Annotated in this window: 21 protein-coding genes, 1 tRNA gene and 1 other RNA gene; 12 read left to right on the top strand and 11 right to left on the bottom strand. The window is 55.9% G+C overall.

What is annotated here, in order from left to right:
* Positions 1-58: 58 nt before the first annotated feature.
* Complete coding sequence (locus AYT24_RS06290) at positions 59-346, top strand: superinfection immunity protein (protein ID WP_010933057.1); 288 nt, start codon at positions 59-61, stop codon at positions 344-346.
* Between the two features lie 763 nt (positions 347-1,109).
* Here the strand turns inward: AYT24_RS06290 and lysS are convergent.
* Positions 1,110-2,645 (bottom strand): lysine--tRNA ligase, encoded by a 1,536-nt coding sequence (gene lysS / locus AYT24_RS06285; RefSeq protein WP_010933055.1) that lies wholly within the window; start codon positions 2,643-2,645, stop codon positions 1,110-1,112.
* A 53-nt stretch (positions 2,646-2,698) separates the two neighbouring features.
* Positions 2,699-3,631, bottom strand: coding sequence for a phytoene/squalene synthase family protein (locus AYT24_RS06280; protein ID WP_010933054.1), 933 nt, complete (start codon positions 3,629-3,631; stop codon positions 2,699-2,701).
* A gap of 263 nt (positions 3,632-3,894) precedes the next feature.
* Here AYT24_RS06280 and hflX point away from each other — a divergent pair, with 263 nt between their 5' ends.
* The 7 genes from hflX to AYT24_RS06245 all read left to right on the top strand — a co-directional run bounded on the left by hflX (position 3,895) and on the right by AYT24_RS06245 (position 9,738).
* Complete coding sequence (hflX, locus tag AYT24_RS06275) at positions 3,895-5,220, top strand: GTPase HflX (protein WP_010933052.1); 1,326 nt, start codon at positions 3,895-3,897, stop codon at positions 5,218-5,220.
* Positions 5,180-5,593 carry an rRNA maturation RNase YbeY gene (gene ybeY, locus AYT24_RS06270; protein ID WP_010933051.1) on the top strand — a complete coding sequence of 138 codons (414 nt, stop codon included), beginning with the start codon at positions 5,180-5,182 and terminating at the stop codon, positions 5,591-5,593. The genes hflX and ybeY overlap by 41 nt, the downstream gene beginning before the upstream one ends.
* 155 nt (positions 5,594-5,748) lie before the next feature.
* On the top strand, positions 5,749-6,483 hold the full coding sequence (locus AYT24_RS06265; protein ID WP_010933050.1) for a 2Fe-2S iron-sulfur cluster-binding protein: 735 nt from the start codon (positions 5,749-5,751) through the stop codon (positions 6,481-6,483).
* A gap of 153 nt (positions 6,484-6,636) precedes the next feature.
* The gene (locus tag AYT24_RS06260; RefSeq protein WP_010933049.1) at positions 6,637-7,797 is read left to right on the top strand and encodes a pyridoxal phosphate-dependent aminotransferase; all 1,161 of its coding nucleotides are present in this window, start codon (positions 6,637-6,639) and stop codon (positions 7,795-7,797) included.
* 48 nt (positions 7,798-7,845) lie between these two features.
* Positions 7,846-8,676, top strand: a complete 831-nt coding sequence (locus AYT24_RS06255; RefSeq protein WP_164927025.1) for a hypothetical protein — start codon at positions 7,846-7,848, stop codon at positions 8,674-8,676.
* Between the two features lie 155 nt (positions 8,677-8,831).
* A complete protein-coding gene (locus tag AYT24_RS06250; protein WP_010933047.1) occupies positions 8,832-9,023 on the top strand; it encodes a CPXCG motif-containing cysteine-rich protein in 192 nt (63 codons plus the stop codon).
* On the top strand, positions 9,016-9,738 hold the full coding sequence (locus AYT24_RS06245; protein ID WP_010933046.1) for a PAS domain-containing protein: 723 nt from the start codon (positions 9,016-9,018) through the stop codon (positions 9,736-9,738). Before AYT24_RS06250 ends, AYT24_RS06245 begins: the two co-directional genes overlap by 8 nt.
* 63 nt (positions 9,739-9,801) lie before the next feature.
* Here the strand turns inward: AYT24_RS06245 and AYT24_RS06240 are convergent, their stop codons facing one another.
* Positions 9,802-9,966 (bottom strand): hypothetical protein, encoded by a 165-nt coding sequence (locus AYT24_RS06240; RefSeq protein WP_010933045.1) that lies wholly within the window; start codon positions 9,964-9,966, stop codon positions 9,802-9,804.
* A gap of 24 nt (positions 9,967-9,990) precedes the next feature.
* On the opposite strand from AYT24_RS06240, the gene AYT24_RS06235 reads away from it, so the two are divergent.
* Complete coding sequence (locus tag AYT24_RS06235; RefSeq protein ID WP_264357645.1) at positions 9,991-11,022, top strand: response regulator; 1,032 nt, start codon at positions 9,991-9,993, stop codon at positions 11,020-11,022.
* Positions 11,023-11,048: 26 nt separating this feature from the next.
* On the opposite strand, the gene rnpB is transcribed toward AYT24_RS06235, so the two are convergent.
* The 4 genes from rnpB to rpmG all read right to left on the bottom strand — a co-directional run bounded on the left by rnpB (position 11,049) and on the right by rpmG (position 12,782).
* Positions 11,049-11,433, bottom strand: an RNA gene (gene rnpB, locus AYT24_RS06230) — RNase P RNA component class A.
* A 66-nt stretch (positions 11,434-11,499) separates the two neighbouring features.
* Entirely contained in the window at positions 11,500-12,312 is an 813-nt protein-coding gene (locus AYT24_RS06225) for a zinc ribbon domain-containing protein (protein ID WP_164927023.1), read from the bottom strand.
* 144 nt (positions 12,313-12,456) lie between these two features.
* Positions 12,457-12,541, bottom strand: a tRNA-Leu gene (locus AYT24_RS06220).
* 58 nt (positions 12,542-12,599) lie between these two features.
* On the bottom strand, positions 12,600-12,782 hold the full coding sequence (rpmG, locus tag AYT24_RS06215; protein WP_010933041.1) for a 50S ribosomal protein L33: 183 nt from the start codon (positions 12,780-12,782) through the stop codon (positions 12,600-12,602).
* Positions 12,783-12,930: 148 nt separating this feature from the next.
* On the opposite strand from rpmG, the gene lysA reads away from it, so the two are divergent.
* Complete coding sequence (gene lysA / locus AYT24_RS06210) at positions 12,931-14,181, top strand: diaminopimelate decarboxylase (protein ID WP_010933039.1); 1,251 nt, start codon at positions 12,931-12,933, stop codon at positions 14,179-14,181.
* A gap of 10 nt (positions 14,182-14,191) precedes the next feature.
* Positions 14,192-15,385, top strand: coding sequence for an AmmeMemoRadiSam system protein B (amrB, locus tag AYT24_RS06205; protein WP_226986781.1), 1,194 nt, complete (start codon positions 14,192-14,194; stop codon positions 15,383-15,385).
* Positions 15,386-15,620: 235 nt separating this feature from the next.
* On the opposite strand, the gene metF is transcribed toward amrB, so the two are convergent.
* Complete coding sequence (metF, locus tag AYT24_RS06200) at positions 15,621-16,493, bottom strand: methylenetetrahydrofolate reductase [NAD(P)H] (protein ID WP_010933036.1); 873 nt, start codon at positions 16,491-16,493, stop codon at positions 15,621-15,623.
* Between the two features lie 98 nt (positions 16,494-16,591).
* Between metF and AYT24_RS06195 the strand changes: the two genes are divergently transcribed.
* A complete protein-coding gene (locus AYT24_RS06195; RefSeq protein ID WP_010933035.1) occupies positions 16,592-18,781 on the top strand; it encodes a ComEC/Rec2 family competence protein in 2,190 nt (729 codons plus the stop codon).
* On the opposite strand, the gene AYT24_RS06190 is transcribed toward AYT24_RS06195, so the two are convergent.
* The 3 genes from AYT24_RS06190 to AYT24_RS06180 are packed head-to-tail and all read right to left on the bottom strand — an operon-like array spanning position 18,778 to position 21,120.
* The gene (locus tag AYT24_RS06190; protein WP_010933034.1) at positions 18,778-19,050 is read right to left on the bottom strand and encodes a hypothetical protein; all 273 of its coding nucleotides are present in this window, start codon (positions 19,048-19,050) and stop codon (positions 18,778-18,780) included. The genes AYT24_RS06195 and AYT24_RS06190 overlap by 4 nt on opposite strands.
* Before the next feature lies 1 nt (position 19,051).
* Entirely contained in the window at positions 19,052-19,639 is a 588-nt protein-coding gene (locus tag AYT24_RS06185; protein ID WP_010933033.1) for an NUDIX hydrolase, read from the bottom strand.
* Complete coding sequence (locus AYT24_RS06180; RefSeq protein ID WP_010933032.1) at positions 19,636-21,120, bottom strand: ABC transporter permease; 1,485 nt, start codon at positions 21,118-21,120, stop codon at positions 19,636-19,638. Before AYT24_RS06180 ends, AYT24_RS06185 begins: the two co-directional genes overlap by 4 nt.
* Positions 21,121-21,219 lie beyond the last annotated feature (99 nt).

The raw sequence follows: 21,219 nt of genomic DNA, 5'->3' as shown, positions 1-21,219 counted from the left end.
GCGCACACGTCGTCAAACCGAGTGATGAGTTTTCAGCAACACAAGCAATTAACCAATTATGGAACAAGAAATCATGCGCACCTGGGTCTGGTCAACATCTTCACCGGTGCCGATTATCCTGTTGAACGTTTTTCTCTGGGCCTTTTACTTCGTCCCCTCGCTGCTCGCCTGGACGCGCAAACACCGGAGCCTGCCCGCCATCATCGCGCTGAATATTCTTCTCGGCTGGACGGGCCTCGGCTGGATCGGCGCCTTCGTCTGGTCGCTCTCCTGGCCAGGCCACGACAATTCGCAACCGCCAGCAGCACCGACTCAAACCGCATCCGAACCAGATCAGGAGGGGTGAGTCTGACCGTCAGACCGTGCTTTTAGTCAGATATGCAGACGCACTCCAGATGCGTTGCATAAAAGCCGAAGCCGCTTCGAGAAGATGGGATAAGTATTTGTTTTATCGAAAGTTATTGACAGTATTTTTTTCTGCTTATGATGATTTTTTGAAAGAAATTATCATAACAGCCCGTAGTAATTGATAGAGCGGAGTCATTGTCGGTTCCGCTGAAATCAATCAAAAAGGACAGGATAACGATGAAACAGAAGTTGACTTGGGGAGTTATCGCAGCACTTGCAACGAGCGGCATTGTCGGAGGCGTGACATTTGCGGCGGACAACACGCAGGCTCCACCTGCCGTCACGGCTCCGGCTCCGATGCGGACGCCATCTCCCGAGCGTCAGGAAATGAGGGCCGAGAAAAGAGCTGACCAGCGTGAAGCGCGAGCTGAAAAGCGTGCCGATCGCCGTGAGAAAAGGGCTGTAAAACGTGCTCACCTGCGCAAAAAGAGGGCTATCCGGCGCGCGCAGCAACGCAGAAACCGTACAGTCCGCCGGGCTCAAAGAAGAGAGGTTCGAGAGATTCGTCGCGAAAACAGGATCGAACAGGGCAGATAAGCCGATTCCGGCAAACAAGACCCGGCGTCATGAAGCGCCAGGAAAATCCTGAATAGGCCCGTGCTCTGTCAAGTATTCAAGAGTGTTGTTTCACCCAAAAAAGCAAAAGCCCCGGCGCTTCATCCGAGCCGGGGCTTTTGCTTTTCATTCCATCAATCCGTGATTCATTCGGGCTTCATGTGCGGGAAGAAGATGACGTCGCGGATGGAGTCCTGGCCGGTCAGCAGCATCACCATGCGGTCGATGCCAATGCCGAGGCCGGCGCAGGGTGGCATGCCGTATTCCAGCGCGCGAAGGAAATCCTCGTCAACGATCATCGCTTCGTCGTCGCCGCGCTGGCGTAGGCGGGCCTGCTCTTCGAGGCGTTCGCGCTGGATGACCGGGTCGTTCAGCTCGGAGAAGGAGTTGCACACCTCCTTGCCGCCGACGATCAGCTCGAAGCGCTCGACGAGTCCAGGCTCCGAGCGGTGCTTCTTGGCGAGCGGCGACATCTCCTCCGGGTAGTCGGTGATGAAGGTCGGCTGGATGAGCTTCGGCTCGACGAATTCGCCGAAAATTTCATCGATGATCTTGCCGCTGCTGATCTTGGGATCGAGTTCGAGTCCCAAATCTTTCGCAATGTCGCGGAGCTGCGCTTCCGATTTGCCGCGAATCTCCATGCCGGTGTACTCCCTGATCGAGTCGGCGATGGTGAGGCGGCGGAAGGGTGGCTTGAGGTTGATTTCGTTGCCGAGGAACATCGTCGAATCCTTGCCGTTCACTTCTACGCAAGCCTTGTGCAGTAAATCTTCGACCAGCTCCATCATCCAGATGTAATCCTTGTAGGCGACATAGAGCTCGACCTGGGTGAATTCCGGGTTGTGGAAGCGGTCGATGCCCTCGTTGCGGAAGTCCTTGGCGAACTCGAACACGCCGTCGAAGCCGCCGACGATGAGCCGCTTGAGGTACAATTCGTTGGCGATGCGCAGGTAGAGCTGCATATCGAGCGCGTTGTGGTGCGTCGTGAAGGGGCGGGCCGCCGCGCCGCCGTAGATCGGCTGGAGAATCGGCGTTTCCACTTCGAGCCAGCCGTTCGAGGCGAAGTAGTTGCGCATCAGGGCGACGATCTTCGTCCGCTTGATGAAGGTGCCGCGCACCTCCGGGTTGACGATCAGATCGACATAGCGCTGGCGGTAGCGCAACTCGCGGTCGCTGAAAGCATCGTAAATCACCTTCTGGCCGTCAACCTCTTTCTCTTTGGCAATCGGAATCGGGCGGAGCGACTTGGCAAGCAGCTCGAATTGCCTGGCGTGTACCGAGATTTCACCGGTTTTCGTCTTGAACGTGAAACCGCTGACGCCCACGATGTCGCCGATGTCGAGCAGCTTGAAGGTGTTGTACGAAGCCTCGCCGACGTCGTCCTTTTTGAGGTAAATCTGGATGCGACCCTCGGAGTCCTGAATATGCAGGAACGACGCCTTGCCCATCCTGCGGATGGCCATGATGCGTCCGGCCACCGAAACATCTGCGGGATTTTCATCGCTGAAGCTGTCGATGATCGCTTTCGAGGTGGTTGTAACGTCGAATTTATAGGGATAGGGATTGATGCCTGCTTCGGCAAGGTGCGTGCGCTCCTCGAAGCGGCGCTTCATCTGGTCGTTGAGCGAAACTGCGGGTGACGGATCGTTCTGCGGATTCTTCTGTTCTGGTGCGTTGGACATGCTGATGGTCTGAAGTGATAAAAGTAAAACGGGTTATCTGAAGCTTGCGCGGGTCAGGCCGAGATCATGGTTTTGATCCAGATCGACGGCAGGGTGCTCAGTTTCTGGTAAAACGAGCGGTAGGCGCGCTGGGTGAAGACATCGTAGCTGTTCTCTTCGATAGCCTTGAGGATGTCGCTGTAGTTGCGGCTGCTGATGCCGACGGCGAGACGACTGTTTTTTTCAAGCATTGGAATGCCAAGGTCAGCCGAGGCGTAATACTTTCGGGCGCGATCGATCTGGAACTTCATGAGATCGACGAACTTGTTGTTCATCGTGCGGCTCATGAACTCCTCGCGGCTGTAGTTGAAACGCCGTAAATCCTCCAGCGGCAAATAGATGCGGTTGCGGTCGATGTCCTCGCCGATGTCGCGCAGGATGTTGGTGAGCTGCATGGCGATGCCGAGGTCGATAGCGTGCTGGAGTGCCTCCTTGTTGCTGTAACCGAAAATTTCGACCGTCATGAGGCCGACTACCGAGGCCACCTTGTAGCAGTAAACGTAGAGTTCGTCGAAGGTCTCGAAGGTCTTGAAGTCGATGTCCATCGCCACTCCGTCGATCAGGTCGAGCGGCAGTTCGATGGGAATCGAGTAGTGACGCAGGGTATCCTGCCAGGCCATGAGGATCGGGTCGTTGCTCGGCGAGCCATCGTAACAGGCGCGAAGGCGCATTTTCCAGTCGGCAATCGAGTCATTGATCTCCTTGCGTGTCAACTGGCCGTTGCTCAGCTTGTCCTGCGCCAGATCGACCAGGTCGTCCACCGTGCGCAACAGGGCATACATGGCAAAGATCGGGTTCTGCTGGCGTTTGGGCAGGAATTTGGCGGCGAGGTAGAAGGTCTTGGCGTGGTGCCGGGCGATCTGGCGGCAGTAGTCGTAGGCGTTCGGGAGCGACAGCTTTTGGCCTGCGTCGTGAAGCACTGTCTGTCCGTTATAGCTGTAGTTCATGAAACTCTTGCCGCTGGTTTTGCCTGTCTGTTAGCCGGGACGTCTGTTGCCTTGTGAGCAGAACGGCCTGATTTTTGCATTTGCCAGCTCGTTTTTGTGTGCCGGAGCGGCAAAAATATGTAACTTTCTGTGGCCGGAATACGTTATGAGGAACGTGACGGCAAAATAAAATAATGGCTCTAATATAGCAATAGCAAGGAGGTTCGCCGTTATCTGCCGATCACGGAGCGCTGTTGCATCAGAATCTATCCCAGACGATCCATTTGACGACCATTCCATCACCGGAACCCCGGGAGCGTGCCGTACTTGTTGGCATCACTTCCACGCCTGACATTCCCAGACACCTTGTCGAAGAGTATCTCGACGAGCTGAAGTTTCTTGCCGATACGGCAGGAGCCGACGTTATCACCTCGATCATCCAGGAAAAGAAACAGCCCGATCCTGCCACCTGCATCGGCAGCGGCAAGGCCGAGGATCTGGCCGGGCTGGTTGAGGCCGATTCGATCGATATTGTCATTTTCGATGACGACCTTACCCCCGTGCAGGTGAGGAACCTCGAACGCATTCTCAAGTGCAAGGTGATCGACCGCACCGGCCTCATTTTGCAAATCTTCGCCATCCGCGCCAAGTCCGCGCAGGCTCGTACGCAGGTGGAGCTGGCGCAGCTCGAATATCTTCTGCCGCGTCTCTCCGGCGCCTGGACGCACCTTTCCAAGCAGAAGGGCGGTATTGGCACTAAAGGACCCGGCGAAACGCAGATCGAGACCGACCGGCGACTGGTGCGCAACCGCATCGCCTCGCTCAAAAAGAAGCTTCGCGCCGTCTCGCTCCAGCACGACACCCAGACCCGTGGCCGGGCGGCTGTGCCGCGCGTGGCGCTGGTGGGCTACACCAACGCGGGCAAATCGACCCTGATGAACGCGCTTTGCCCCGAAGCTGGCGCCTATGCCGAAAACCGGCTTTTCGCAACGCTCGACACCAAGACCCGGCGGCTTGAACTCAAAATCAACAAGCTGGTGCTGCTCTCCGATACGGTCGGCTTCATCCGCAAGCTGCCGCACACGCTGGTCGAGAGCTTCAAATCCACGCTTGACGAGGTGTTGCAGGCGGACTTCCTTCTGCATGTCATCGACGTGAGCCATCCGGGTTTTGAGGAGCATATGCAGGTGGTGCGCGAGACGCTTAAAGAGATTGGCGTCAAGCACGACCACATCATCGAGGTGTTCAACAAGATCGACGCCCTCGACGATCCTGCAATTCTGACCGGCCTGCGCGGCAAGTATCCCGACGCGGTGTTTATCTCCGCGGTGCGCGGCTTGAATCTTTCGGCGTTGAAGGAAACTATTGCCAATTACGTCGCCCGCGACTACAAGACGCGCAAGGTGAAAACGCACGTTTCGAACTACAAGCTGATCGGCTACCTCTACGACCACGCCGAGGTGATCGACAAGAAGCACGTTGATGAAGATGTGCTGCTCACCATTCGCGTGCACCGCAACAACCTCAAGCAGATCGACGCCATGCTCAAGGCGTCGGCATCGAAAAACCATGCCGCTGCAAATCTTCAACACCACGAAACGCACGATTGACGAAACACTCCTCGCCGAAGTCATCCGGCTGGTAATTGGCGAAGAGGGCGGTGCGGTCGGCTCCATCGAGGCGATCTACTGCGGCAACAAGATGATCCGCCGCATCAATCGCGACTTCCTCGGTCACGACTACGTCACCGACACCATCACCTTCGGCTACAACGAAGGTGGGGAAGTCGATGGTGAATTCTACATCTCGCTCGATGTGATCGAGTCCAACGCCCGCCGGTTTGGCGTAAGCTTCGAGGACGAACTGCTGCGCGTGACGATCCACTCCGCACTGCACCTCATGGGCTACGACGACGAAACTAGTGAACTGCGAGCAGCGATGAGCCTTCGGGAGGATCACTATCTTTATCGCCTCAGGCACTGATATTTCCCTGTCGTTCGACACCTGATCGTTGTATCGGGGATAGAATTTTTTACTAAATTATCCTCATAAAATCCCCGCATTTAGTTCCCTGCGCCGTTCAGCTCACCGTTGATGGCGATGCGCGGAGGCTCTGCTAATGAAAAATTTTTACGGCAATGAATCTCATTATCAACGACAAAACGGCCTCATCGAGCGTTGGTCAGACGATCGGCAAGGCTGCCAGGCTGAATCACGCTCATGTTGGATACGTTTGCGGAGGCCACGGTCTCTGCCAGGCTTGCTACATCACCGTTCAGGAGGGCGCGGACTGCCTCGCTCCTCTCACCGATGTCGAGAAGGCGTTCCTGTCACCGCGCCAGATAGCCGCTGGGGGCCGTATGGCCTGCCAGGCCACCATTGCCAAGGAGGGCACGGTGAAGGTGCTTTCGCGTCCGGAAGAGGTGCGCCGCATGGTGTTCAGCAATCCTTTCCAGCTTATCGGTTACGCCGCCGACATGGGCAAGGACACCGCGCAGCAGATCGTGCCGGGCGTGCAGAATCTCATCGGTCGCATCCAGCGCGGCGAGATGGGCGGCAAGGATGCTCTTGGCGATATGATTGAGTCCATCCAGGGTGCCGCCGGACTCGTCGTCGAGGCGATTCAGCAGGGGCCGATGGCGCTGCCGATTCCCTTCAAGGAGCAGATCGCGGATCTGATCTCCAAGCTTCCACTGCCACAGATTCAGTTGCCCTCGATTTCGCTGCCGCAACTTCCGTCGATCTCCTTTCCGCAGCTTCCGTTCTCGCTGCCCAAACTTCCGTTCTCTCTGCCGTTCCTGCCGCAGCAGCCCCAGGCTACGGCGTCGCTCGAAAAGGTGACGATCACCGTACAGCCGCCGGCTAAAGACTGAGCGGGCATCGTCAGGCTGTTAGCTCCGATTTTTTCTACCCTCCCCCGGCTGAACCGCCGGGGGCTTTTTGTTGGCAACAGGTTTATCGAGCATCCGGTTTGCCGGTGCTCTTTGAATGATCATGATTGCCATAACCTTTTTCTGGAAGTAACCATGGGTTTGAGTCTTGGCGAACGTTGCGGGCTGGTCATGCAGTCCGATATTCGCGCCATGTCGATCGAGTGCGCCCGCATGGGTGGGATCAATCTTTCGCAGGGTGTTTGCGATACGCCGGTGCCGCCGGTGGTGTTGCAAGGGGCCGCCGATGCGGTGATGCAGGGGGCGAACATCTATACGCATCACACTGGCATCCGCGAACTGCGCGAAGCGATTGTCGCCAAGCAGCGCCGTTTCACCGGCGTGGCATTCGACGCCGAGCGCGAGGTGGTCGTCTCCGCCGGGGCGACGGGCGCGATGTACTGCGCGTTTCAGGCGCTGCTCAATCGCGGCGACGAGGTGATCGTGTTCGAGCCTTTTTACGGCTACCACGTCTCGACGCTTCGGGCGGTCGAGGCTGTGCCGTTGTTCGTGCCGCTCGATCCGTCGGACGGCTGGTCGTTCCGCGTCGAAGCCCTCGAAGCGGCAGTGACACCGAAGACCAAAGCGCTGCTCATCAATACGCCCGCCAATCCCTCCGGCAAGGTCTTTTCGTGCGACGAACTGGCGCTGCTGGCGGAGTTTGCCATCCGCCACGACCTGTTTGTTTTCACTGACGAGATGTACGAGCACTTCGTGTTCGGCGGCCTTTCGCACGTTTCGATGGCCTCGATGCCCGGCATGAGGGAGCGTACGATCACTATCTCCGGTCTCTCGAAGACGTTCAGCGTTACCGGCTGGCGTATTGGCTATGCGCTATGCGACCCGCGCTGGGCTGCCTCCATCGGCTATTTCAACGATCTTTTCTATGTCTGCGCGGCATCGCCGCTTCAGGTGGGTGTTACGGCGGGGCTTCGCTTGCTTGGCGACGACTACTATCATGGTCTGGCAGCCGAATATGAGGTCAGGCGTGATCTTTTCTGCGCGGCGCTCGCCGAGGCTGGACTCGAACCGCATGTGCCGCAGGGCGCGTACTACGTGCTTGCCGGCACGGAGCGCTTACCCGGCGCGACGGCGCGGGAAAAGGCGATGCACATTCTGCGCGAAACCGGTGTCGCTTCGGTGCCCGGCTCGGCATTCTACCACGACGGCGGCGGCGAGAATCTCGTCCGCTTCTGTTTCGCCAAGGAAAGCCATGTGCTCGAAGCGGCCTGCGAGAAACTGCTGAAGCTCAGGTAAATTCAACAATTTCGCGTAATCATCCATCAGAATGGGGGCTTGAAAATAATGGCTGATACAGCGCTACTCCAGAGCATCGTCAAATTGACAAGGCCGCTTTTCATTATCCTGTCGCTAGCTCTTTGCGGCTGCATTCAGATGCACACGACGGTTCATGTCCGCAAGGACGGAAGCGGTACTATCGAAGAGAAGATGCTCTTCAGTGAGATGTTGTCGGGGATTATGAAAGAAAAAGGCGAGGGCCTTCCTGCACTGCCGAAAAAAGACCAGCTCAGGGAGATGTCTGCTGAATTTGGCCCTGATGTCAAGGTTGTCAACGTCAAGAAGGTCGAAAACAGTAGTGGCAGCGGTTTCATTGTCACGTATGCCTTCGATGACATAGAAAAAGTGCGAATCGGAAATGTGCAGAAGATGAGCAAAAAACTCACGGCAGACAGCACCGCCGTCAAATCCGACAGCACGGTAGTCCAGAAGCCTGAGACCTGGTTTACCTTTACCATGAAACGGGGAGCAAATCCGGAACTCACCATCAACAAGGAGGCAATGCTGAACAGCTCTTCCAGGGGTGAGGTGGCTAAAAAGCCGGTCAGTACGCAGGAGAAGGAGCAGATGCTCGACATGATAAGCGCTTTTCTGAAAGGGATGAAACTTGAGATTGACGTTGTCGTTGACGGGCGCGTCATCAGCAGCGATGCGAGTTACCGTGCCGACAACACGATTACGCTGTATGCAATGGATTTCGATCAGCTGATGACGCACCGGGATATTCTTACAGGAAAATATGACGGTTTGTCCGACCGGGACTTTGCCCGCAGGTCTGGAAAAGACTCGGGTTTAAAGTTCGAGTTTAAGGACAAGGTTCATGTCATTTTCAACTGAGTGGCGTTTTCAGTTCTGTTTCTTCCGAAATTTGGAAAGAAACCAACTGACGCTTGCCGATGGTTAGTGAATATTAGTGAATAGTGGATTGCTTTTTCTCAGTTTTGCACAGGGGCAAGTCCATGTTATAACCAAACAGAGTCCGGAGGCCGATCATGGAAATTGAACAAACAGTGCTGGTGCAGTGTCCATACTGCGCGCAGAGTTTCGAGGTGCTGGTCGATCTCTTGGCGGGGCATCAGGAGTATATCGAGGATTGCGAGGTGTGCTGCCGCCCGGTCAGCCTGGTCATCGATGTCGCCGAAGATGGCACAGCCACGGTTCAAGCCCAGGGCGAGGATGTCTGAAATGCCCGCTGTCGAGTTCCAGAAACAGGAGCTTTTGCAACTTCGCCAGGAGCTGGAGGTGGCCAACAAACGCATCGAAGCACTTGAGGCTGAGCTTTCCAGACGCATTGGGCAGGAGACGAAGATTCGCCTCCGGGCGGATGCCTTCAGACTCTGTGCCCACGGTACAGCCATCGGAGCGCCTGGCATCAATGTCGTGCTGACCTGCAACGAAGCTTTTGCGCGTATGCGCGGTCAGTCTGTTAAAGAGATTGAAGGTTCTTCTATTGTCAGCCTGTATGCGCCTGAAGATCAGCAAATGGTGAAGGACAAATTAAAGATAACCGACAGCACAGGGTTTTGCAGTTGCCAGGCAAAAATGATGCGCAAGGATGGCACCATTTTCCCGGTTCAGATTGATGTTGTGGGGTTAAAGGATGAGAACGGGCAGATCATGTACAGGATCGTTACTGTGCAGGATAGTACCGAGCGACTCGAATCGCAAAGCGCTTTGCGTGAGAGTGAGGAGCGGTTCAGGTCTGTTGTAGAGTCGGCGCCTGATGCCATTTTCATCCAGACGGGAGGCCGTTTCGCCTACCTGAATCACTCTGCGATCGCCCTGTTCGGAGCTTCGAAAGCAGAAGAGATTCTCGGGCGGAGGGTTGCCGATCAGATTCATCCTGATTACCGTGATCTGGTCGCCGAAAGGATACGCCTGCTGAATGAACGCCAGTAAGCAGTCCCCGCTCTCGAAGAGCGGATCCTGCGTCTTGACGGTAGTGAACTCTCTGTCGAGGTCTCAGCCGTTCCCTTCGTTTTTGCCGGTCAGCATGGCGCGCTTGTCTTTCTCCGGGACATCAGCCGCAGGAAAAAGGCCGAACAGGAGCGAGCCGAGCTGGAACATCAGCTTTTTCAGTCCCAGAAGATCCAATCGATCGGCCGCTTGGCGGGCGGCATCGCCCATGACCTGAACAATCTTCTGACGCCAGTGCTCGGTTATTCCGAGATGCTTTCAAACAGTTTCCCTGAGACCGACAAACGCCACAAGCGCATCGAGGTCATTCATCATGCGGCGCTCAGGGCGCGCGGTCTTGTTCAGCAGCTCCTGGCCTTCAGCAGCCGCCAGACGCTTGAATTCAGAATGCTTGACCTCAACCGGGTTGTCAGGGATTTCGAGCAGTTGCTCCGCAGAACCATCCGGGACGATATCAATATTCGGTATCATCTGCATGACGGGAGGCTGGTCATTCAAGGAGATGTTGGCCAGATCAAACAGATTATCATGAATCTTGCGGTCAACGCCGAGGATGCGATGCCATCGGGTGGAGAATTAACCGTGAAGACTTCAACGATGGTGATCGGCAAGGGGCAGGAGAAATATTTCGAAGGGTTGCCCAGCGGAGACTATGCTGTTTTGACCGTTTGCGATACGGGCACGGGGATCGATCAGGAGACGCTTGCCTGCAAAGGGCGGGGGACTGGTCTCGGTCTTTCGACGGTTTATGGTATTGTCAGGCAGCATGGAGGCATCATTCAGGCGGGGAGTGAGGCTGGTTCTGGAGCCTCGTTCAGGGTATGCTTCCCTCTCCGGGAGAGCGAACCTGAGCCGCTTCAGCCGGTTAAGCCAAAGCCGCATCAGAAAGGCGAGGGGGCAAAAGTGCTGGTTGTCGAGGATGACGAGATTGTTCGCAAATTCGTCGTTCAGGCTTTAGACGAAGAGGGATTCGAAACCCGTGAGGCGGAGAACGGACAAGCGGCGCTGGAGCTGCTTGAAAAAGGCGATTTCAAGCCCGAGCTGTTACTGACTGATCTGGTCATGCGCGGCATGAACGGGCGGATGCTCTATGAAAAGGTGTGTGACTTCATGCCTGGCATCAAGGTGATCTACATGTCGGGGTACCCCAAGGACATCATTTCCCGGCACGGCGTACTCGATACGGGGCTGTCATTTCTGCTGAAGCCGTTTCCGGTTCCGGTGCTTCTGGATAAGGTGAAAGACGTGCTAAAAAACGGAGAATGATGCGGGAGCCGGGCGGGAAAAGAAAAGCCGAAACCGAAGCTGTAAGCCGAATTCTGTCCATCACCATCAAGTAGTGATGTTGCAGCCATTTATCTGATGCGGCCTACCCGGAAACATTGGGCGGGCAACCCTTCTTCCCTTGCAGGAAATGCTTCCTTATTTGGCCTTGCTTCGGGGAGGTTTTCATAGCGCAGGGCATTGCTGACCTGCCTGGTGGTCTCTTACACCCCCTTTTCACCCTTACTCCGGTTTAAGCCGGAGCGGTTTGCTTTCTGTTGCACTCTCTGTGACAGACAGCTTGCGCCGCTGCCCCCGGTCTTGAACAAACGTTCTCGACCGGCACCCTGCCCTGTGAAGTTCGGACTTTCCTCTGCATGGTTATACCATACAGCGACTGCACGCTTGCGGTTTCAGCAATGTAGAAGAACATCAGGCGTGCCGAAAGGAGCAATCTGTTTCGGCAGTTTGTTGGGGCTGTTACTGCTGGCCGCTGGCCGCGGCTTCATCGAAGAGCCGTTCGTGCACCACAATGCGGCCGCACGATTCACAAACGTAAAAACCGCCCTGCACGATCAGGGTATGGCGGTTGGTTGGAACCCTGGTGTTGCAACCGGAGCAGGCCTGACGGTCAAGCTTGACCACAGCATTCTGTATCGAGCCGCTCTTGAGATGATCGTACTTGTCGAGCAGGCGCTTCGCTTGCTGGGCGACCACCGATCTTTGTTCTGAGAGAACCGCCTTGAGCTGGGCGACCTCTTCGGCGGTTTCGACGACAATGCTTTCCAGCTCCTCTTTTTTCTGTCGCACCTGCTGTCCGAGATCCTCCATCTGCTGCTGCAAGACATCATCAGGCATCATCTCTTCGGAAATCTCATCGTAACGGTTCTCCGCGATCAGCTCGCGTCCTTTTTTCTGCAACTCCTGGGCGTGGTGCTCAGCGTGCGAAATGTCCTGAAGCTGGATTTCGGCCTGTGCAATCTCCTTCTCCTCGTATTCAATCTGCTTGGAGAGGGCATCGTATTCCTTGTTGTTGCGGGCCAACGTCTGCTTTTCCTTGAATGACTTGATCTTTTCCTTGCAATCGTGAATGACGCTGTTCAGGCGCTCCCGAAGCTTCTGACGTTCGTCGGCGATTTTCTTCCGGGCCTCGATCTGGCGGGAGGTGAATGCGAGATCCTCCTCGAGGGCGGAAATCTCTTCCGGCAGGCCTTTCTGCAGACTCATGATGTTTTCGATCATGTTGTCGATGTGCTGAAGGCGAACGATGAGATTGATTTTTGTATGATCCACTACGACACCGGTTTAGAAATTAAAAAGAAGCAAAAAAGCACCTCCATGGAAGGTGCTTGCCTTGTATTCAAAATTATTTCAAAACAACAAACTGGAAAATTCCTTAACTCTGATCATCGTGCACATGAGAATCTTGCATAACGTTGGTGCCCGAAAGGAGATTCGAACTCCTACACCTCTCGGCGCTCGCCCCTGAAACGAGTGCGTCTACCAGTTCCGCCATTCGGGCATTGCCTTGTCAAAAAAGGCTCATTGCCAAGATAAGCTCTTTTTGACGATAATGCTAATTACTTGATCTCTTTGTGCTCAGTGTGCCTTTTCAGATTCGGGTTGTATTTTTTGAGAATGAGGCGCTCCGTTGTATTTTTTTTGTTCTTGGTCGTGGTGTACCGCGAAACGGGCACGCCCTCTTTTTTCGCTTCGGTGCACTCGAGCGTAATCACGATTCTGTTCTCTTTCCCTTTTGCCATGAGTAGCGTCGGTCAGTTAGTTATTTAAATAGCAACAAATATACAGCAGGCGACCCTATTATGCAAGCACTGCCGTTTTTTTGTTTCGAGTTCAGGAAACGCTATTATTGATACTCTTTTCATTAATTACCCAAAATCAAGGCGTATCGTGCTGGATAGTCATTTTTTCTCATTTTCCGACGGAATCCTCTGCTGTGAATCGGTCGCGCTCGACGAGCTTGCCCGACAGTTCGGAACTCCGCTTTTCGTGACCAGCCGGCAGAGCCTGGTCAGTCAGTACCGCTCGTTCGAGGAGGCTTTTGCCTCTCTGCCGCACTTCACCTGCTACTCGGTCAAAGCGAACTTCAACCTTGCTGTTATCCGCACGCTTGCCGAAGAGGGGTGTGGCTGCGATGTCAACTCCGGCGGCGAACTTTACCGCGCCCTCACAGCCGGAGTTCCTGCCAACAAAATCATCATGGCCGGCGTCGGCAAGAGCGAGGCGGAAATCAAGTATGGCCTAACCTCGGGCGTGATGATGATCAAGGCCGAGTCGATCTCCGAGCTCAAGGCGATCAACAGCGTCGCCGAGCACCTCGGCAAGGTTGCGCAGGTCGGTGTCAGGATCAACCCCAACGTCACCGCCGAGACTCATCCGTATATCACCACCGGCGACAGCAAGGAGAAGTTCGGTATCGATGAAGCCGGACTTGGCGAGGTGTTCGAGCTGTTCAAAACGCTGCCGAACCTTGAACTGCACGGCCTCGACATGCACATCGGCTCGCAGATTTTCGATCCGGAGTACTATGTCGCCGCCACGCAGAAGCTGCTCGAAGTGCTCGAATCGGCGCGGCACCTCGGTTTCGACATCAAATGGCTCGATCTCGGTGGTGGTTTCCCGGTGACCTATGATCCGCAGAAACCCGCCCCGCCGATCACGAAATTTGCCGAAAAGCTCATTCCGATGCTCCAGGACAAGGGCGTGACGGTCATTTTCGAGCCAGGCCGGTTCATTGCGGCCAACGCTTCGGTGATTGTGACCAAGATTCTGTACCGCAAGAAAAACCAGATCGGCAAGGAGTTTTTCATTGTCGATGCAGGTATGACCGAGCTGATCCGTCCGGCGCTTTACCAGTCGCACCATGAAGTGCTCTCGGTCAAACAGCATGACAGGAGTGTCGTAGCCGACGTGGTTGGTCCGATCTGCGAATCGAGCGACTTCTTTGCTCGCCACCGCACCATCGACGACGCCCCGGAAGGCGAACTCCTCGCCGTGCTCTCATCCGGCGCATACGGCGCGGTGATGAGCAGCAACTACAACGGCCGTCTCCGTCCAGCCGAGGTGATGGTCGATGGCGACGAAGTCACGCTGACCCGCCGCCGCGAAACCTACGAACAGCTCGTGCAGAACGAACTGTAAGAGCGATCAAATGGACGAGGTGGATAACAATGCTTCACGTTCACTTCCGTCCATTGACATTTTGCGAAAGCGCCACCGTTCACCATGCAGAAGCATGATAAAGCGAACTGAAATGCGCACCGTTATTTCGATATGCCTGTTTTTCGGGATGATTCTCGCGAGCAGCTCATTGTTTGCCCGAACTGATGCTGAACCATCGACACGCGCCCTGGCTGATACGGTTGGGTTTGCGCATCGGGCCTGGCAGATGGATTCAGTGATGGCGCGAATTAGGGCGCTGAATCACGATGATCTGGTTCGAACGCAGCAACCGGCGGGAACGGCGTGGCGGGCGGCGATCTGTCCGCACGACGATTATACTTACGCGGGCTGGCTCTATCCAGCCGTACTGCAGAATATCAAGGCAAAGACGGTCATCATCTTTGGCGTCGCCCATACCGCGTGGCGCTATCATCTCGAAAATCAACTCATCTTCGACAGCTTCAGCTCATGGCGCGGCCCGTACGGAAACGTGAAAGTTTCTCCGCTGCGGGATGAAATTCTCGAACGCTTGCCCCGCGGCATGGCGATTGTGCACGATCCGATGCAGAGCGAGGAATATTCCGTTGAGGCGCTGATTCCGTTTCTGCAATACCAGAACAGGAATGTTGAAATCATCAGCATTCTGGTGCCTTTCATGGATTTTGAACGGATGCAGATCGTCAGTCAGCATTTTGCCAAGGCGTTGTTTGCCGTGATGAAAAAAAATAATTTGCGCTGGGGAAAAGATGTTGCCTTGCTCATTTCGTCCGATGCTGTGCATTACGGCGATGAGGATTGGGATGGGCGCAACTTCGCGTATTACGGAACCGGCGGCAAAGCAAACGCGCTGGCCGAGGCGCATGACCGGGAAATTATCAGCCATAGTTTCGAGTCAGAATTGACCGAAAAGAACATCGCCCGGTTTTATGCTTCAACAACCGATCCCAATGATTTCAAAAAATCCCGATGGAGCTGGTGTGGCCGCTTTGCCATTCCTGTCGGCTTGTTGACGGCGCTCGATCTCCAGAAGCTCGAAAAAAGCGCTCCGTTATCGGGAGTGCCGATAGCCTACGCTACAAGCATCAGCCAGCCGCATCTGCAAGTCGATGATTTGGGGATGGGGGAGACGGCGATTGCTACGCAGAGGCATTGGGTGGGTTATCCGGCGATTGGGTTTAAATAATTGGCTCTTCTCAGATTATCGTGGGTAAATGGTGAATATGGGTCAATCGACTGAGGCACGGCCAAAACGAATGCGCTCTGCAAAGAGTGTCCGGCCAAAGGATAAATCACCTTAACTCTTTATCATATGATGAGTTATAAATTTCTTTGACTGAACTGTTAAACTTGTTTATCAGGGATGGTCATGTGAGCATCCTTCATGCCACCCACGAAATTCTGCGAAGAACCATGATTACTTACCCTCGCTTCAGATTCCGGAAAATCTTCAGCGTGGCTTCGGAGAGGTTGAGAGTGTAGAAGTGGACGCCCTTGACTTTGTGATCCAGCAGTTCCTGCACCTGGTTGGTGGCCCATTCGACGCCGATTTCGGCGACCTCTTTGTCATCCGCCGCCTCGAGTACTTTGCGCAACAGCTTTGACGGGATTCTTGAGCCGAGGGCGAGTTCGCACATGCGGATCATCCCTTTTTTGCTCATGATCGGCATGATGCCGGGGATGATCGGCACGGTGATGCCTGCCAGCTCGCAGCGCTCGACGTAGTCGAAATAGTCGTGGTTGTCGAAGAAGAGCTGCGTGACGATGTAGTCCGCGCCCGCGTCAACCTTCTCTTTGAGGAATTCCAGCTCCTTCATCCGGTTCGGCGTTTCGGGGTGGCCTTCGGGGAAGCCTGCGACGCCGATGCCCATTTCCGGGAAATTCTCCTTGATGAATTTTACCAGGTCGATGGCGTGTGGAAAGTCTTTGGTCGCCTCTTCAAGCGTCGTGATGTCGGCGGGTTTGTCGCCGCGCAGGGCCAGCACGTTGGTGATGCCGTGCTCCCGATAGTTTTGCAGGACGCTTTCGATTTCGCTCTTCTCAGCGCCGATACAGGTGAGGTGCGAAACCACCGTCAGGCCGGTCTCTTGCTGAATCCGCGTAACCAGATTGTGTGTGCGTTCTCGCGTTGAACCGCCCGCGCCATAGGTAACGCTCACATACGAGGGATCGAGAGGGAAGAGGTTCGAGATGGTTTCAAAGAGTTTGTCCCAGTCGTCCTGCTTTTTCGGGGGGAAAAATTCCAGGCTGAATACCGGTTCGGTTCGTGCATCGAAAATCTCTTTGACAAGCATCCGGGTGTGAATTTTTGCTGGTTGAACAGAAAATGACCGGAATATACTAAATTATACGATTGCATAACTTCTGAAATAACCGTCATAAACCCCTGATTGTGCGGTATTTCCTTTCGGCCTATCCTTCGGTGCGACTGCTTGCCTGCGCTGTTGCGGGGATCATGGCTGCCATTTTTTTGCCTGTTTCTCCCGTTGCCTGGTTTGGCGTCGCCATCGCATCGTGCATCGTGACGGCGTTGCTGCTTTTTGTCAGTCGCAAACGGCATCCAGCGGGCACGGTTTCCCTTTTTTCAGCGGCATGTTATCTGACGGCGGTGTTCAGCGCGTTCGCGTTTCACGCCTCGGCATCATACCGGCTCGCCCCGTCACCATCGCTGCTTTCGTGGGTCGGGCGGGATGTGATTCTCTCCGGAGTCGTCGATGGCCGCCCGGTCGCGTGGAATGGCACGGCTCGTCTGCGTTTGCGGGTGAATGAGGTGTTTGAAGATGGCCAGACGACAAGGGTTTCGGACAGGGTGAAGGTTGTTGTCCGGATGCCGGGAGACGAGGACCCGCAGTTTCAGGAGGGGGATTTCGTCAGGGTGAAGGGGCGTCCTGCGTTGATTCCCGTCGCTTCAAACCGGGACGAATATGACGCCCGTTTCCGGGAGCGTCTGAAAGGAACGCATGTCCAGATCTTCTGCGCCGGTCCGTGGCAGCTGCTCCGGGAGCCGCCGAAGCCGGGCTTTTCAGTGGTGCCAAGCATCGTCAATCCCGTTCGCAACTATCTCAATTCGGCAATTGACCGCAACTTTCCCGAGGGCGGCGCGCGGCACTTTATCAAGGGCATGGTGCTTGGCGAGCGCGACCTGATGCCGGAAGAGCTGTACGAAGCATTTCGGCGAACCGGCACGGCGCACGTGCTGGCCGTCTCGGGGCTGCATGTGGCGCTCCTGGCCTATGCGGTCAATCTTTGCCTGCAACGCCTCAAGGTAACCCAAGCCGGGCGATGGTTGTCGCTCTTTATCATTGTTGCGGTGATTGGCCTCTACAGTTTCGTGACCGGCAACGCCCCGTCGATCAAGCGCGCCTCCGTCATGACCGCCGTGATTATCGCTGGCGGCACGATTGGTCGCAAAAGTTATCCGGTGAACTCTCTGGCCGCTGCCGATCTCCTGATTCTTCTGTTCGATCCATTCGACCTTCTGACGCCCGGCTTTCTGATGACAAACGGCGCGGTGCTCGGCATTCTCACCATCTATCCGCACCTGTCGGGCGTCGTGGCACATGGCAAAGGGGTGCTGCGGCCTCTGGCCCATTTTTTCTGGAGCGCCTTCAGCGTGGGTTTTTCAGCTATGATCGGTGTCAGTCCGGTGATTGCTTGGTATTTCGGCACCTTTTCCCCGTCGGGTATCGCGGCCAACCTGCCGGTTGTGCTCTTTTCGACGCTTGCCATGTATGCCTCGTTTCCGATGTTCCTGTTTCACGGTTTCGCCAGCGGGATCGCTTCGCTCTTCGGTGCCGCATCATGGTTTTTCGCGGGTCTCGCCCTGTCATGCGCGGAGCTGTTCAGCCGCCTGCCGCTGGCCAGCGTGGAGGTGCGGCCTGGGCTGTTCGATGTGGCGGTGTTCTACCTCACCTTCGCATTCGCTTTTTATGCGATTGTCAACAGGGCTTGGGGACGACTCGCTCTTTTCGTCCTTGTCGGTATGAATATGCTGCTCTGGCATCAGGTGCTCAGGCCGGTGCAGAAGCCGCCACAGGTGGTGACAATCAATATGGGCCGGGATGTTGCGGTGCTCTTTTCGTCGAGCGGCGAAACCTGCCTCGTCGATGCCGGACGGCGCGATGGGAGCTGGGAGAGAATCCGTCAGCAGGCGAGTGTCTGGAATCTGGCAACACCCGTTTCGGTGGCAAGCCTCTTTTCTCCCGCTTCAGTGATACGATCCCTGCCGGTATCGCCGACTGCCTCAGGCGCCGCTCCTCACCGGAGTTTCGTTATCAGAATGCTGGATGACAAGGTGCTCAGAATCGACAGCAAGTCGCACTCTCTGCTGCTTGTGTCGGGGCTGAAGCGGCTGGAAGCGCAACGGGCGGATGGGGCCGATGTGGTGTTCTGGATCTATCGTTTCACCGGAAAGGAGTGGCATCGGCTCGATGCGTGGATCGCAGAAACCAGGCCACGCAGGATGCTGCTCGTGCCGGGGCCATTTATGACCGCCGAACAACGCGAATTGCTGAATCGCTATGCCGCCTCAAGGCCACAGGTTGAGGTGAGGTCGAGGAGTCGGCAGACGGTGTGGTATTAAATATTTTCGCGGCTGAAAAGATTGGTTGGAACGACGGTGTCGATGATTTTGACGACGTCGGGCGAGAGGGCGGGCGGATTGATTTTGCGAAGCACGGCGGCAAGTGTGGCGATTTTGCCCTCGATCGGCAGGAACTTGTTGACCACCACGATCATGTTTTCCTTGACCCGGCAGTCGCCTCCGACGAAACTGCCCTTTTCATATCTGATTTTGTGTCCGGTCGAGACCAGCGCCTTTTCGAGCAGATCGAGCTGCTGCTGTTTTTTCATGCTATCCCTCTCCTTTTACCGATTCCCCCCACCTGTTTTGCAATAGGTACTTGAGTATCGGAGCTGCGTGCAGGGCCTGAATCATTCCGCCGTCAAACACGATTTCGCGCAGACGGTCGAGCGGCATCAGGTGCACGGTGATCTCTTCGGTCGGGTCGAGGTGCTGCGTGCCGGACAGGCTCACGCCCTCAGCGAGGAACGAGTAGGAGATGTTGTTCTGAAGCGCCGGATTTGCACTCAGCTCCATCAGGGGCGTCCACGTTCCGCCGCTGTAGCCGGTCTCTTCGAGCAGCTCCCGTTGCGCTCCGTCGAGCAGCGATTCTCCTTCATCGAGCACTCCGGCAGGCAGCTCCCATGACACCTCGCCGATGCCGTGGCGGTACTGGCGGATCAGCACGACGTCACGTTCCTCCGTGATGGCCAGCACGTTCACCCAATGGGGAAATTCCTGTACGTAGTAGTCGTCTATCGTTTTGCCGCTTGAAAGCCGCACACGATCCTGCCGCACGGTGAGCCACGGCCTCTGGTGGAGGTAGATCGATTCGAGTACCTCCCAGCGTCCGGGATCGTTGTTGATTTGTCTGCTCATCCGCGCATCCTCGGATCGAGGGCGTCGCGGATGCCGTCGCCGATGAGGTTGAAGCAGACTACGGTGGTCAGGATTGCCACGCCGGGGAAGGTTGAAATCCACCAGTGGTTGAGCAAGCTGTCGCGCCCTTCGTTGATGATGTTGCCCCAGCTTGGCGTTGGCGGTTGCACGCCGAGGCCGAGGAAGGAGAGGCCCGCTTCGGTCAGAATGATACTGCCGATGCGGAGCGTAGCGGCCACGATTACCGGCGTCAGCGTGTTGGGCAACAGATGGCGGAAGATGATGCGCAGGTTGGAAAGTCCGAGCGATTTGGCCGCCAGGATGAACTCCTGCTCCTTGAGCGAGAGCACCTGTCCGCGCACGATTCGGGCCACGCCCATCCAGCCGGTGAACGAGAGCGTGATGACGATCAGGTAGATCGAGTTGCCGAAGGTGGCGATGATGATGAGAATCAGGAAGAGCGCCGGAAAGGCGATGAGCACATCGACGATGCGCATGAGCGTGTTGTCCACCCAGCCGCCGAAGTAGCCCGACGAGATGCCGATGACCGTGCCGAGCGAGACCGAGATGAGGACGACGAGAAAGCCGATGGAGAGCGAGATTCGCGAGCCATAGATGACGCGGCTGAAGATGTCGCGCCCGTACTGGTCGGTGCCGAGCAGGAAGGTTTTCGTGACGGCGTAAACCGGCTTCTGGCTGCTTCCGGAAACGTTGACGAGCTGATCGATCGGCAGGCTTTTTTCCCTCATGCCTTGCCGGTAGAGGAGCTCGTTGCTTTCGATGCGGTAGCTGTTCACGAACTTCAGGTTATGCTCCTCGTTGCGCGACCGGAGCTTCTGGCTGTCGAGAATCAGGGTGTTGGCTGCTTTGGAAGCCATGTCGCTGCCGGGACGAAGCGGCATGACCATCGTCTGGTGCTGGCGGAGCACCAGCGCGTCAAGGCGCGTCAGCGGCGGCTGGTAGGCGGTGACCAGGAAGTCCTGCTGGTCGTAGGGGCTGAAGGGCGAAAGCAGCGGCGCGAGGAAGGCGACCGAGTAGAGCACGAAAATCACCATCGACGCCGCCACCGAAATGCCATTGCGCTTGAACGAAATCATGCCGAGCTGCCAGAGGCTCGCTTCACCGGATTGAGATTGATCTTTTTCCTTGAGCACCTTGCGGTACGAACGCACGGAAAAGCGCAGGAGCAGGAAGGGAACAATGATGAGGTAGAGCGCGGCAATCCAGAATTCGAGGGTTTCAATGGTGAATATCTGGCTGAAGTTGGTTGGCGACAAAACAAGAAGCGTCACGCCTGCGGCCAGCGAGCGCAAACTGATGATGACGAGGTCGAGTCTGGCCGCGAACAGGGCGAAAAACGCCAGCGTCGCCAGCAGGTAAAAGAGGCCCGAAGAGCGTTTGCCTGCGCTCAGAAGGCCAAGGCCCGGCACGATGCGGTACAGGGCTGGTATGGATGACTTATTTGCTCGTTGCGCAACCATCGGGAATAGATGAATGAATCAGTCTCAAAATGTCCTCAAGTTACCCAAAAAACGACACTTGCTGCACGATTTGCAAACGGCAATCCGTAAAAAAAGCCG

Origin of the sequence: Chlorobaculum tepidum TLS (genome assembly GCF_000006985.1) — a bacterium.
GTDB lineage: Bacteria > Bacteroidota > Chlorobiia > Chlorobiales > Chlorobiaceae > Chlorobaculum > Chlorobaculum tepidum.
This window is presented reverse-complemented; position numbering and strand designations above follow the sequence as displayed.

Coding starts and splice junctions, on each gene's coding strand:
- AYT24_RS06250 (WP_010933047.1), top strand. CDS start 8,832: ATGGAAATTGAACAAACAGTGCTGGTGCAGTGTCCATACTGCGCGCAG.
- AYT24_RS06190 (WP_010933034.1), bottom strand. CDS start 19,050: ATGAAAAAACAGCAGCAGCTCGATCTGCTCGAAAAGGCGCTGGTCTCG.
- AYT24_RS06260 (WP_010933049.1), top strand. CDS start 6,637: ATGGGTTTGAGTCTTGGCGAACGTTGCGGGCTGGTCATGCAGTCCGAT.
- AYT24_RS06180 (WP_010933032.1), bottom strand. CDS start 21,120: ATGGTTGCGCAACGAGCAAATAAGTCATCCATACCAGCCCTGTACCGC.
- AYT24_RS06265 (WP_010933050.1), top strand. CDS start 5,749: ATGAATCTCATTATCAACGACAAAACGGCCTCATCGAGCGTTGGTCAG.
- AYT24_RS06280 (WP_010933054.1), bottom strand. CDS start 3,631: ATGAACTACAGCTATAACGGACAGACAGTGCTTCACGACGCAGGCCAA.
- rpmG (WP_010933041.1), bottom strand. CDS start 12,782: ATGGCAAAAGGGAAAGAGAACAGAATCGTGATTACGCTCGAGTGCACC.
- AYT24_RS06290 (WP_010933057.1), top strand. CDS start 59: ATGGAACAAGAAATCATGCGCACCTGGGTCTGGTCAACATCTTCACCG.
- metF (WP_010933036.1), bottom strand. CDS start 16,493: ATGCTTGTCAAAGAGATTTTCGATGCACGAACCGAACCGGTATTCAGC.
- lysS (WP_010933055.1), bottom strand. CDS start 2,645: ATGTCCAACGCACCAGAACAGAAGAATCCGCAGAACGATCCGTCACCC.
- AYT24_RS06255 (WP_164927025.1), top strand. CDS start 7,846: ATGGCTGATACAGCGCTACTCCAGAGCATCGTCAAATTGACAAGGCCG.
- AYT24_RS06245 (WP_010933046.1), top strand. CDS start 9,016: ATGTCTGAAATGCCCGCTGTCGAGTTCCAGAAACAGGAGCTTTTGCAA.
- AYT24_RS06185 (WP_010933033.1), bottom strand. CDS start 19,639: ATGAGCAGACAAATCAACAACGATCCCGGACGCTGGGAGGTACTCGAA.
- AYT24_RS06240 (WP_010933045.1), bottom strand. CDS start 9,966: ATGGGCGATGCCGCCCGCCAAGCGGCCGATCGATTGGATCTTCTGGGA.
- ybeY (WP_010933051.1), top strand. CDS start 5,180: ATGCCGCTGCAAATCTTCAACACCACGAAACGCACGATTGACGAAACA.
- amrB (WP_226986781.1), top strand. CDS start 14,192: ATGGACGAGGTGGATAACAATGCTTCACGTTCACTTCCGTCCATTGAC.